The organism is Bradyrhizobium sp. UFLA03-84, from assembly GCF_002289535.1.
In the GTDB taxonomy this organism is placed as follows: domain Bacteria; phylum Pseudomonadota; class Alphaproteobacteria; order Rhizobiales; family Xanthobacteraceae; genus Bradyrhizobium; species Bradyrhizobium viridifuturi.
Window position 1 is genome coordinate 205,930 of record NZ_NSJY01000019.1, and the last position, 11,785, is coordinate 217,714.

Genomic DNA, 11,785 nt, shown 5'->3' on the forward strand with positions numbered 1-11,785 from the left:
AATTAGAACTGCAGCCAACCGGATATTCGGATCAGCTTGATCCAATCGATCCGGACCGATTCGATCGGCCGATCGCCTCCCTTTGCATCGAGACCGGTGAGGATCGCGAAGAGCTTCCGCTGCACTGGCACAAGTAGGGGCATGGATCGACCGGCCAGATCACAACAGGTCTTCACCTCGATGCGGATGCCGTCCTAGATGTAGCTCTCGAACGCCAGCCGCTCCGTCGGCGTCAAATGCAGGCCATGCTTGGTGCGCCGATCCAGGAAGTCGGCGGGCAACCTGGCCCACTCCTTCGCGCGCAGATATGCCGCCTCGCATTCATAGAAGTCGCCGCCGAAATGCCGGCCCAGATCGGCCACGATGCGGGCCGAGCCCAGCAACTCACGCGCGCGCGTCCCGTAGAGGCGCGCATAGTGATGAATCAGCCTTTGCGGCAGATCGGGATAGTCGCTCGCCAGCGCGCGGGAGAAATCATCGAAGCTGCCGCCGATGTCGCCGCCCGGCAGCGGCCGGGTCGCGGTCCAGGCCGGCGGCAGTTTTGGAAACCACGGCGCGAGGCGCTGCATCGCCTGCTCGGCCAGCCGGCGATAGGTGGTGATCTTGCCGCCGAAGATCGAGAGCAGCGGCGGCGCACCCTCGGCGCCGTGAACCTCGAACACATAGTCGCGCGTCACCGCCGACGGATCGTCGGCATTGTCGTCATAGAGCGGCCGCACGCCGGAGAAGGCGTGCACGATCTCGCTCGCCCGCGGCGGCGTGCGGAAATAGCGGCGCAGCACCTGCAACAGATAGGTCGTCTCGTCCTCGCCGATCGCGACCTCCTCGGCCCGGCCCTGATAGGGAATGTCGGTGGTCCCGATCAGCGCGAGATCATTCTCATAGGGGTTGACGAAGATCACCCGGCGGTCGGTGTTCTGCAGCAGATAGGCCTGCGGCCCATTCCAGAACTTCGGCACCACGATGTGGCTGCCCTTGACCAGCCGCACGCTTTGGGCGGAATTCAGTCCCGCCACGCCCTGGATGACATCCTGCACCCACGGCCCGGCGGCGTTGACCAGCGTGCCCGCCCGCACGACCTGCGCCGTCCCGTCATCACTCCGCATCTCGAGCAGCCAGTGCTCGCCGTCCCGGTGCGCGCGCACCGCCCGCGTGCGCGGCAGGATGCGGGCACCGTTCTGCGCTGCATCGATCAGATTGAGGATCACCAGCCGGCTGTCATCGACCCAGCAGTCCGAATATTCGAAACCTCGCCGGAACTCTTGATGCAGCGGCGCGCCCTCCGGGGCCCGCGACAAATCCAGGCTGCGGCTCGCCGGCAGCTGCTTGCGGCCGCCGAGATGGTCGTAGAGCAACAGCCCGGTGCGGACCAGCCAGGCCGGCCGCTGCTCCGGCGAATGCGGCAGCACGAAGCGCATCGGCCAGATGATGTGGGGGGCGGAGGCAAGCAGCACCTCGCGCTCGATCAGCGCCTCGCGCACCAAGCGGAATTCGTAATATTCGAGATAGCGCAGGCCGCCATGGATCAGCTTGCCCGAGCGCGACGAGGTGCCCTCGGCGAAATCATCCTTCTCGCACAGCAGCACCTTCAACCCGCGGCCAGCGGCGTCGCGGGCGATGCCGGCGCCGTTGATGCCGCCGCCGATCACCGCGATATCGACCAACCCGTGATCTGTGCCTGCGACCGGCGCAGTGCCCGTCATCGCTTGCTGCTACGCCGTTTCTCGGCGCGGCGCGGTGCCGCCTTTGCCGCAGCGCGCGCCTTGCTCGGCTTTGGCGCTTGCAAGCCATAGGTCGAGAACCCCTTCGCGGTATCGGCAATCTCCTCGTCGGTCAGGATGATGCGCGAATCGAGCGCGAGCGAGAGGTAATACTGCCGCGCGATGGTCTCGAGCTCGACCGCGAGCCACATCGCCTTGTCGAGATTGGCGCCGAGCGCGATCATGCCGTGGTTGGCGAGCAGGCAGCCGTTGCGGCCCTCCAGCGCCGCGATCGCATGGTCGGACAATTCCTTGGTGCCGTAGCGCGCGTAGCCGGCGCAGCGGATGTCGGTGCCACCGAATGCCGCCATCATGTAGTGGCAGGCCGGGATCGGCTTGCGCGCGATCGCGAGCACGGTCGCATAGGTCGAGTGGGTGTGAACGATGGCGCCGACATCGGGGCGGGCGCGCGTGATGTCGAGATGGAAGCGCCATTCGGTGGACGGCTGCAGCGGCCCCTCCCACGCGCCATAGTCGCCCTCGAGCGGCATCGACGCGATCATCTCCGGCTTCATCGAATCATAAGGGGTCGCCGACGGCGTGATCAGCATCCTGTCCTTGTAGCGCGCGGAGATGTTGCCTGATGTCCCCTGGTTGAGTCCCGACGCGTTCATCCATCGGCACTTGGCGATAACAGCCTCGCGCAATTGTCGTTCCTCACGGGTCATTCGGACTGCCTTTCTTATTCAGCACGGATAGCTTCTTCAGCACGGATTGCGTGGCGGCTCGCCGGCTAGGAAGCGGCGAACCTCTTCGGCCGCCTGCTCGGCAGCCACGGTGACGGTACGCACGGAGGCGCCGGCGATGTGCGGCGTCAGCGTGACATTGGGAAGTCGCAAGAGCGGCCAGTCCGCCGGGACCGGCTCGACCGCGAAAGTGTCGAGCATGGCGCCGCCGAGATGTCCCGATGCCAGTGCATCATGCAGCGCGTCGTAGTCGACCAGCGGACCGCGCGCGGTGTTGATCAGGTACGCACCCGGCTTGATTCGCGCCAGCGCCTCGCGCCCGATGAAGCCGGTTGTCTCCGGCGTCACCCGCGGGTGCAGGGTAATGACGTCGGCGCGGCCGAGCAGTTCACCAAGCGCGACATGCTCGACGCCGTCATTGCGGTCCTCGGCGCTGAGCTGGACATAGGGATCGGTGACCAGGATCCTGCAGCCGAACGCCTTCAGCAGCTTAACCACGCGGCTGCCGATCGCGCCATAGCCGACGATGCCGACCGTCATCTCGCCGAGCTCCCGCCCGGTGCGGTCGGCGCGATAGAGATCGCCGCGCCATTCGCCGCCGCCGCGCAGCGCCTCATGGCCGCTGCGGATCAGGCGTGTCTCCGCCAGAATGGCGCCGATGGTGAATTCCGCCACCGCGCTCGCATTGCGGCCCGGCGTGTTGACCACCAGCACGTTGTGGTCGCGCGCCGCCTGCATGTCGATGTTGACAGGGCCGCCCCGCGACACCGCGATGAACTTCAGCGTCGGCAGCCGCTCCAGCATCGATCGCGAGATCGGCGCGAGGTGAGTGACCAGAAGCTCGGCACCGCCGATAAACTCGATGATCTCGTCCGGCTGCCCCATGAATTCCTTCAGGCCATCGAGCTTCGAGCCGGCGTAGCCGTGCTCCATCGGCTCGTCCGGCCAGGGCTGCTCGAGGGTGCGGATTTCGACGCCGTTGCCGCAAGCAATACGGATGTGCTCGGCGAACACCGACGGCAGCATGAAACGATCGCCGACGATGGCGATGGAGTTAGACATGGTCGCCTCCGGCGCGCAGCGCGGCGAGTTGCTTCCAGACCGGCCGCGACGCCAGCCTTGCATCGAGATAGGTCGGGAAGATGCTGGCGTAGCGCTTCGCCAGCGCCGCGTCAGGCGATTGCGGCGCGCTCAGATGTGGCGTGACCCACTGCTCGGCGCAGGCGCGCATGTCGGGATGGGCATCGATCGCGACCGCGGCGATCATCGCCGCGCCTGCGGCGCCGGCCTCGGCACGGCTGCAGATGCGGACCTCGCAATCCAGCGCGGCCCCGAGAATGGCGCCCAGCGCACGGCTCTTCGCGGCACCGCCGGTGATCCTGACATCGCGCGGCAGCGATCCCATCGCGGCGTAGCAATCCCGCGCGGCGAAGGCGAGGCCCTCCATCACGCCGCGCATCAGATCGCCATAGCGGTGGCGCGAGCGCAGGCCGAAGAATTGTGCGCTGGCCTCATGCGCGACGAACGGCCCGCGCTCGCCGGCATCTGAAATGAACGGATGGAACAGCACCTCGCCGGGCCTGGCCCGCAGCACCTGATCGTCGAGCCGCCGGATCAGCTCGGCACGCGTGCGCGTCACGCCTTCCGCCGCCAGCAAGTCGCAGGCAAGGTCGAGCATCCAGTCGATGTTCAGCGTCGCCGCCATGTTGGACTGCATCTGGGCATAGTGACCCGGTACCGGGAACGGCATGGTGTAGCCGGTTGCCTCCCGGTTCAGCGTCACCGCGTCTGCGCTCGACACCAGCCGCATATGCATGCCGGTCGAGCCGATGATGGTGCAGCCGACATCGGGCGATGGGTCGTACAGCCCGGCCCCGAGCGCGTTGCAGATCACGTCGACATAGCCGAGGCAGACCGGCACGCCTTCCGGCAGGCCGATCTCCATGGCCGCCGCCGAGGTGAGCGGATGCGTCATGACCGCACCGTCAACAACCGGCGGGAACAGGTGCGTCAGCTCGGCGATACCGATCAGCCGCGCGGTCTCCGCATCGAAGCCGCGCTTGCGGAATTCGCCGCAGGAGAACGTGGCTTCCGACGGATCGGTTGCGCGCTCGCCGGTGAGCAGGAAATAGAGCCAGTCCTTGCAATGGAAGGCCGTCGTCGCGTTGGCGATTGTGTCGGGCCTATGCGCCTGCAGCCACGCCAGCTGCGGCCCCTGCTGGCACGCATTGAGCCCGGAGCCGGTGCGGCGGTAGAGCGGCGCGTTGCGCTCGCTTGCGCGGATCTCCTCGACCAGCCGCCCGGCGCGCGAGTCCAGCCACAGCAGCGCCGGCGCAACCGGCCGACCGTCGTCATCGATCAGCCAGGTGCCGTCGCCCTGCCCGGTCACCGCGATCGCAGCAATCCGTGCGGGCAAATCGGGCACCGTGTTCGCAAGCGCGCGAATGACCGCGACCGTATCGCTCCAGGTCCGCGCCATGTCCTGCTCGACATGGCCGCAGGCCAGGCTGCTATACGCATTCGGCCGCGCGACGTCGGCAAGCTGCTCGCCGGCCAGCGTGAACGCCACCGCCTTGATCAGCGAGGTACCGGCATCAATGCCGATGATGACGTCGCGGCGTGCGGAAGCGGCCATGGTCAGGACATCTCCGCATGGCGGATGCAGGTCCCATCGCCGTCAAAGATGTGCAGGTGACGCGGCTCCAGCGCAAACGGCACGATATCGCCCGGCCGCGCGGCGACGCGGCCAGGCGTGACCGCGATCAGCATGCGGCCGCCGCAATCACCGGCGACATGCGATTGATCGCCAAGCCACTGGTTGGAGATGACTTTCATCTTGAAGCCAGCGGCACCGACCGCGATCTTCTGCGGACGAATCCCGATCCGCACCTGCTGCGTGCCGGCCAGCGTTTTCGCCGCCGCACCGTCAAGCCCGGCGCCGCTGATGTCGAAAGCCATGTCGGTTCCGACCGACAGGCGGAAGCCGCCATCCGACGGTGTGACGGCAGCGTCGAGCAGGTTCATCGGCGGCTCGCCGATGAAACTCGCGACGAACAGATTGGCCGGCCGGCCCTTCAGCTCCTTCTCGCTGGCGAATTGCTGCAGCACGCCGCCTTCCATCACCGCGATGCGATCGGCGAGCGCACTGGCTTCGGTCTGGTCGTGGGTAACGAAGATCGCGGTCATACCGCGCTCGGCGAGCAGGCTCTTGATCCGGCCGCGCAGCACCGCGCGCAGCTGCGGTTCGAGCTGTCCCATCGGTTCATCGAGCAGATAGAGATCGGCATCGCGCACCAGCGCCCGGGCCAGCGACACGCGCTGCTGCTGCCCGCCGGAGATCGCGCGCGGATATTTGTCGAGGATGTCCTCGATCTCGACCAGGCGAGCGATCTCATCGACCCGGCGCGTAACCTCACTGCGCGACAGCTGGGCGGATTTCAGCGCGAAGGCGATATTTTCGCGGACCGTGAGCGGCGGATAGAGCGAGTAGCCCTCGAAGGCCATCGCGACCTTGCGGCGCGCCGGCGGCAGCTCGTGGATCCGCCGCCCGCCCAGCGCGATCGATCCGGCCGAGACGTCCTCGAACCCCGCGATCATCCGCAAGGTCGAGGTCTTGCCGCAGCCCGACGATCCCAACAGCGCGACGATCTCGCCCTTCTCGACCGCCATGTCGAGCGCGCGCACCGCGTGCACCGGCGGCTTGCCGCGGCTGCGGTAGACCTTGTCGATGCCTCGAAGCTCGAGCATGTCCATGACCATCCGCTCCTATGCCGCCTTGAGCCGATGCGACGCCCCGATCCGGAGCCCGGATGCGCGATCGAACAGCATCGCTGCATCGGGTACGAAACGAACGAACACGTTATCATCAGCCGCGCCGTGCGGCGCATCCGGCGGCAGCGCCGCCAGCCACTCTGTTCCGTCGGCAAGACGGAGCAGCAGCACCGCCTTCTCGTGCATCGGCGTGATCGCAAGGATGCGCGCCGGGATGGCGTCGTCCGCAGACGCCGACGAGATCGCGATATCCTCCGGCCGGACGCCGAGCCAGCATGGGCCAGCAGGCGCTGCGCCATCGGCGGCCCCGAGCCGCATCCTGGCGCCGGCGACATCCGCCGACAGCATGCCATGCTCCGCGACCGGCGAAACCTCGGCGAGGTTGATGGTCGGGTCGCCGAACAGCCGCGCGATCGCCACCGACGCGGGTTGGGCATAGATATCGGCAGGCGTTGCGACCTGCGCGAGCCGGCCGTCGATCAGGACCGCGATGCGGTCGGCGATCGCCATCGCCTCGCGATAGTCCTGGGTCACGTAGAGCACGGCGGCTGTGCCGCGCCGCAGCAGGTTCGGCAGCTCGAGCCGCATCTCGTAGCGCAGCTTGGCGTCGACGTTGCGCAGGGGATCGTCCAGCAACAGCACATCCGGATTGCCGATCAGCGCCCGCGCCAGCGCCGTCCGCTGCTTCTGCCCGTTCGATAATTCGCGCGGCGCGTGGCCGAGCACATGCTCGATCTTGAGCAGCTTGCTGATCGCGGCAACACGGCCGGCAACTTCGTTGCCGCCGGCACGCAGGCCACTTGCGATATTGTCGCGGGCGGTCATGTGCGGGAACAGGGCGAAATTCTGGAACGCCATGCCGATGCCGCGCCGCTCCGGCGGCGCGCCGACCACCGAGCGGCCGCCGATCGTGATGTCACCGTCGTCGGGCTCGAACATGCCCGCGATCATGCGCAACAATACGGTCTTGCCGCTGCCGGACGGACCGAACACCGCAACGATCTCGCCGGGCTCGACCGCGAGCGACAATCCGTCGGCGGGCCGCGCCGCACCGAATGCCTTGCTCACCGCATTGATTTCGAGACGCGCCATCGGATCAGCCTTTCACCGCGCCGAGCGAGAGACCTTCGACCAGATAGCGCTGCGCATAGAGCGCGAGCAACAGGGTCGGCGTCACCGACAGCACGATCGCTGCCGCGATCTGGCCATACTGGATTCCGGACGCAGTGACGAAGGCCAGCGCACCGACCGTCACCGGCTGCTTGTCGGCGGAGGCCAGGATCAGCGCGAAGACGAAATTGTTCCAGCAGAAGATGAAGGACAGCAGCCCCGCCGCGGCAATGCCCGGCCCTGCCAGCGGCACCGCGATCCGGGTGAAGGCCTCGCGCCAAGAATGCCCGGCCAGCCGGTAGGCATGCTCGATATCGGGGCTGATATCCTCGAAATAGCCGCGCACGATCCACAGGATCAGCGGCAGCGCGATCAGCTGATAGACCCAGACGATGCCGAAGTAAGTGTCGTTGAGGCCGAGCTCCTGGTAGTACAGCGACAGCGGCAGCAGCACGAGCAGCGGCGGCGCGAAGCGGAACGACAGCAGCGTGAAGGCGATGCTCTCACCGAGGCGGAACTTGAAGCGCGCAAAGGCGTAGGCCGCCGGCACACCGAGCAGCAGCGCCAGCACCACCGCCGCGCTCGACAGCACGACGCTGTTGAACAGATTACGCATGAAGGAGATCTGCAGATTGCCGGCCGCGGTGCGCAGCTGGCCGGAGATCAGCGCCTCGTAATTCGCAAGCGTCGGCTCGAACAGGATCCGCGGCGGAATCCGCAAGATCTGCTCGTTGGTCTGGAACGACATCAGGAAGATCCAGACGATCGGGAACATGAAGAAGATCAGGATCAGCGTGAGCGCCACGCCGCGGAAGATGCGACCGGCAAGGCTGGAATGTTCCATCGCGCCGCTCCCCGTCACGCGTGGCCGTGCGCACGCTCGCGCAACCGCAGCCAGTTCTTGATGAAGATGTTCGACAGGATGTTGGTGATCAGCCAGAGGATCATCAACAGCGCCGCCGACCTGCCGACATTGGTGTACTGGAAGAATTCCAGATAGGCCTGCACCTGGAACACCATCAGCCGGTCGCCCGGCCCGCCCTGCGTCATCGCATAGATGATGTCGAACTGCTGGATCGAATCGAGCAGCCGGAACAGCGACGCCGTGATGATGTAGGGCGCGAGCATCGGCAGCGTGATGCGGAAGAACACGAAGCTCGCCGGCACGCCGTCGAGCGCCGCGGCTTCGAACGGCTGCCGCGGCAGCGAGCGCAGGCCCGCCAGCAGCAGGATCATGATGAAGGGCGTGTAGACCCAGACGTCGACCAGCACCACCGTGAACAGCGCGCTCGACGGATCGGAGGCCCATTTGAAGTCGGTGACGCCGAACAGGCCGACCAGGTAGGACAGGATGCCGAAGCTCGGATTGGTCATCAGCTTCCACATCAGCGCAGCAATCGCCGGCGCCGTCATCAGCGGCAGCAGCAGCATGATCGACACCGCATTGTGGAACCGGGTCGGCCGCCGCAGCAGCAGCGCGATGCCGAGGCCGAGCAGGAGCTCGAGCACGACCGTCACTGCCGTGTAGGTGATCGAGATGCGGAACGTATTCCAGAACGCCGGATCGGACAGGAAGTCGATGTAGTTTCCGGCGCCGATGAAGCCGCGCAGATAAGGCAGGTTCAGCCGGTAGCGCTGCAGCGAATAGACCGCCGCAGTCACGAACGGAACCAGGATCGCCACGCAGACGAGCAGCGCCGGCAGGCTCAGCAGATAGGGCAAGAGGCGCACGCGCGGCCTTGGTTTGGGCGGCGCTGCCTGCGCGTTCGTCTGGAGAAGTTGGACCATGCTCATGATGATAAGAGATCGCGTTCGGCTGGCAAACGCCGCCGGCTCGGATGGGACAAGGCTCCGAGCCGGCGGATGGGTGCGGTGCGGGGGATCGAGCACCGCACAGTTGACCCGTCAGCCGAGACCGGCCTGCTTGAGCTGGCGGTTGATGCTGTCGGCGAGCTTGTCGAGCCCTTCGTCGACGCTGACCTCCTTCGCCACCATCTTCTGCAGCGAAGCGGCCCATTCCGTCGTCAGATCGAAGAACAGCGGCTGCGCCGTGAAGTAGATCTTGGCGCCGGGCGACGACATGTCGTGCTGCTCGAGATAGCCGGGATAGGACTTCGCGATGCGGTCGCGGAACTCGCTGTCCTTCCACACCGAGGTACGCACCGGATTGACGAAATCCATCTTGCGCGCGCCGAACAGGTCATGCTCGACGGATGCCGCCCATTGCATGAACAGCCATGCGGCGTCCTTCTGCTTGGAGAAGGTCGACATCGCGAGCGACCAGATCCAGACGTTCGGGGTCGGCGCCTTGGCGGCCGGATTGGCGGCGAACGGCGCGTAGCCGAGATGCCCCTTTTCCTTGTTGTCGCCGCCGTTCATGAAGTAGCCGAGGATGTCGGCGTCGAAGATCATGCCGGAGGCGCCGGCGCCGAGATCGGTGCCGACCTGGTACCAGGTGTAGGTCGACCAGTTCTTCGGCCCCGAGGTCTGGATCATCTTGACCCATTTGTCGTGGAATTCCTTGGAGGCCTTGGTGTTCATCGCGGCCTTCAGCTTGCCGCCCTCCATCACGAAGTCCTTCTGGCCGAAGTTCGAATAGGCCGACAGGAAGCCCGGATGGATGGTCGCCCAGGAGCGCGAGCCGCGCACGCCGACGCCGTAGGGCCCGCCGGCGTCCTTGGTGATCTTGGCCGCAACCTCCAGCATCTCGTCGAGGTTCTTCGGCGGCTTGACCCCGACCTTGTCGAAGACGTTGCGGTTGTAGGTGATGTTGTTGAGCTCATAGCCCCACGGGATGCACCACTGCTTGGCCTTGCCGGAGCCGAGCTCGGATCCGGCGACGCCGTCCCACGCAGTGGAGGCGCGCAAGCCCGGCAGCACGTCGTCCCAGGCGAACGCCGGATTGGTCTTGGCGGGATCCTTGATGTAGGTGTTGAGGTCCTCGATCCAGCCCGCCGGACCATAAGTCCAGGTCATGTAGGCGCCGGTCATGAAGGCGTCGTACTGGTCCGACTTCGACGACAGCGCCGCCGTCACCTTGTCGAAATAGACGTCCTCCGGGAAGATGTCGTAGGTGACGTTCATGCCGGTCAGCGTCTTGAACGCCTCGATGTCGCCGATCATCGCGTCGACATAGGGGTGCTTGTTGAGCAGCAGCTTGACGCTCTTGCCGCTCTGGGCCTTCCAGTTGAAGTCCGCGGCCATCGCCTTCGACATCGAGGAGGCGAAGGCGGCGTTGGCGGCAAGGCCCGCGATGCCGAGCTTGGCGGCGCCGTCGAGGAGATCGCGGCGGCTGATGCGTTTGGCAGCGTAGGAGTCGAACAGATTCTTCTCGCGATCGAACATGTATTTCCTCTCCTTGTTGACGCTTTGTTTTATGTGTCCTTCCGGGTCTTGCTTCTTGTCTTGCCGGATGTGGTCTCCGGCTTGTCTGTTGCGAGCGCTTTTGCAGTCGCTTCGTCGATGATGAGGCCGTGCAGGACGCCGCTGCGCAGCACCCCGCGCAGCGCGGTCACCTTGGCCGGTCCGCCGGCGATGGCGACGATGCGGTGCTCCCTGAGATCGGCCATGCTCATGGAGGTGGCGCGCGCCGAGAGATCGGTGTCCAGCACCGCTCCGTCGGCGCTGAAGAAATGGCCGAGCAGATCGGCGCAGGCGCCGACGCGCTTCAGCTCGGCGACTTCGTCGGGCTTGATCATGCCGCTCGACACCAGAAAGCCGTCATGGCTGACTTGGCCGATGCCGACGAACAGCAGCGAAGCCTTGCGCGCCAGCGCGAACACGTCGGCGATGCCGAATTGCTGCATCAGCACGGCGCGATCGGCGACCGAATTGGCGAACACCGGCACCGGCAACAGATAGGCTTCCGCGCCGGTGCGCTCGGCGAGACGATGAATCACGTCGAACGGATTGGCGGCAAATTTCCGCGTCAGCCCGCCGAGCAACGAGACGAATTGCGCGTCGCGCGCCGGCGTCTGCGGCATCTGCTCGACCACGGCGGCGAGCGTGCGGCCATGGCCGACGCCGATCACCTTGTCGTCGCCGCGCTCCAGGATCTGGCGCAGGAAGCTCGCGCCTTCCAGCGCCAGCGCCTTAAGCGGCAGGTCAGTCTCGCCGAGATCGGGCGCGACGCGGCAGAACGAAAGGCCGAAGCGCTGCGTCAGATCGTTCTCCAGCGCCACGCATTCGGCGACCGGCCCCTCGACGAAGACGCGGATCATGCCCTCGCGGCTGGCGCGCGCGATCAGGCGGTGCGCCTTGGTGCTCTGGATGTTGAGGCGGTCGGCGACCTCCGACTGGGTCAGCCCGGCCGCGAAATACAACCACGCCGCGCGGGTCGCAAGCGACGCCTCGCCGTCGATCGTCGGCAGCCTGTCGGGCGGTGTGGCCATGTCCGGAAAAGTCCGCTTGCAAATTTCTTCACGCCCTGCAAAAAATTGCAAAGGCCGAACGGGGCGT

At 66.1% G+C, this 11,785-nt stretch carries 10 protein-coding genes; all 10 read right to left on the reverse strand.

The window, feature by feature from the left end; all coding sequences use genetic code 11:
- Nucleotides 1-194 precede the first annotated feature (194 nt).
- Nucleotides 195-1,703, reverse strand: coding sequence for a glycerol-3-phosphate dehydrogenase (locus CK489_RS38605; RefSeq protein WP_050626683.1), 1,509 nt, complete (start codon nucleotides 1,701-1,703; stop codon nucleotides 195-197).
- Complete coding sequence (locus CK489_RS38610) at nucleotides 1,700-2,428, reverse strand: class II aldolase/adducin family protein (RefSeq protein ID WP_198961128.1); 729 nt, start codon at nucleotides 2,426-2,428, stop codon at nucleotides 1,700-1,702. The genes CK489_RS38605 and CK489_RS38610 overlap by 4 nt, the downstream gene beginning before the upstream one ends.
- A 36-nt stretch (nucleotides 2,429-2,464) precedes the next feature.
- Nucleotides 2,465-3,508 carry a 2-hydroxyacid dehydrogenase gene (locus CK489_RS38615; protein WP_095736079.1) on the reverse strand — a complete coding sequence of 348 codons (1,044 nt, stop codon included), beginning with the start codon at nucleotides 3,506-3,508 and terminating at the stop codon, nucleotides 2,465-2,467.
- Nucleotides 3,501-5,081, reverse strand: a complete 1,581-nt coding sequence (locus CK489_RS38620) for an FGGY-family carbohydrate kinase (RefSeq protein ID WP_095735996.1) — start codon at nucleotides 5,079-5,081, stop codon at nucleotides 3,501-3,503. The genes CK489_RS38615 and CK489_RS38620 overlap by 8 nt, the downstream gene beginning before the upstream one ends.
- A 2-nt stretch (nucleotides 5,082-5,083) precedes the next feature.
- On the reverse strand, nucleotides 5,084-6,199 hold the full coding sequence (locus CK489_RS38625; RefSeq protein WP_502694172.1) for an ABC transporter ATP-binding protein: 1,116 nt from the start codon (nucleotides 6,197-6,199) through the stop codon (nucleotides 5,084-5,086).
- A gap of 12 nt (nucleotides 6,200-6,211) precedes the next feature.
- On the reverse strand, nucleotides 6,212-7,309 hold the full coding sequence (locus CK489_RS38630; protein ID WP_095735997.1) for an ABC transporter ATP-binding protein: 1,098 nt from the start codon (nucleotides 7,307-7,309) through the stop codon (nucleotides 6,212-6,214).
- A 4-nt stretch (nucleotides 7,310-7,313) separates the two neighbouring features.
- Nucleotides 7,314-8,171 (reverse strand): carbohydrate ABC transporter permease, encoded by an 858-nt coding sequence (locus CK489_RS38635; RefSeq protein ID WP_050626764.1) that lies wholly within the window; start codon nucleotides 8,169-8,171, stop codon nucleotides 7,314-7,316.
- Between the two features lie 14 nt (nucleotides 8,172-8,185).
- Nucleotides 8,186-9,115, reverse strand: a complete 930-nt coding sequence (locus tag CK489_RS38640; RefSeq protein WP_198961129.1) for a carbohydrate ABC transporter permease — start codon at nucleotides 9,113-9,115, stop codon at nucleotides 8,186-8,188.
- A 117-nt stretch (nucleotides 9,116-9,232) separates the two neighbouring features.
- On the reverse strand, nucleotides 9,233-10,672 hold the full coding sequence (locus tag CK489_RS38645) for an extracellular solute-binding protein (protein ID WP_095735999.1): 1,440 nt from the start codon (nucleotides 10,670-10,672) through the stop codon (nucleotides 9,233-9,235).
- A gap of 29 nt (nucleotides 10,673-10,701) precedes the next feature.
- Nucleotides 10,702-11,718 (reverse strand): sugar-binding transcriptional regulator, encoded by a 1,017-nt coding sequence (locus tag CK489_RS38650; protein WP_050626679.1) that lies wholly within the window; start codon nucleotides 11,716-11,718, stop codon nucleotides 10,702-10,704.
- Between the last annotated feature and the right edge of the window lie 67 nt (nucleotides 11,719-11,785).

Excerpts from the sequence above, each read along its gene's own strand:
- CK489_RS38640 (WP_198961129.1), bottom strand. The coding sequence starts at position 9,115 with ATGGTCCAACTTCTCCAGACGAACGCGCAGGCAGCGCCGCCCAAACCA.
- CK489_RS38610 (WP_198961128.1), bottom strand. The coding sequence starts at position 2,428 with ATGACCCGTGAGGAACGACAATTGCGCGAGGCTGTTATCGCCAAGTGC.
- CK489_RS38650 (WP_050626679.1), bottom strand. The coding sequence starts at position 11,718 with ATGGCCACACCGCCCGACAGGCTGCCGACGATCGACGGCGAGGCGTCG.
- CK489_RS38625 (WP_502694172.1), bottom strand. The coding sequence starts at position 6,199 with ATGGACATGCTCGAGCTTCGAGGCATCGACAAGGTCTACCGCAGCCGC.
- CK489_RS38630 (WP_095735997.1), bottom strand. The coding sequence starts at position 7,309 with ATGGCGCGTCTCGAAATCAATGCGGTGAGCAAGGCATTCGGTGCGGCG.
- CK489_RS38620 (WP_095735996.1), bottom strand. The coding sequence starts at position 5,081 with ATGGCCGCTTCCGCACGCCGCGACGTCATCATCGGCATTGATGCCGGT.
- CK489_RS38615 (WP_095736079.1), bottom strand. The coding sequence starts at position 3,508 with ATGTCTAACTCCATCGCCATCGTCGGCGATCGTTTCATGCTGCCGTCG.
- CK489_RS38645 (WP_095735999.1), bottom strand. The coding sequence starts at position 10,672 with ATGTTCGATCGCGAGAAGAATCTGTTCGACTCCTACGCTGCCAAACGC.
- CK489_RS38635 (WP_050626764.1), bottom strand. The coding sequence starts at position 8,171 with ATGGAACATTCCAGCCTTGCCGGTCGCATCTTCCGCGGCGTGGCGCTC.
- CK489_RS38605 (WP_050626683.1), bottom strand. The coding sequence starts at position 1,703 with ATGACGGGCACTGCGCCGGTCGCAGGCACAGATCACGGGTTGGTCGAT.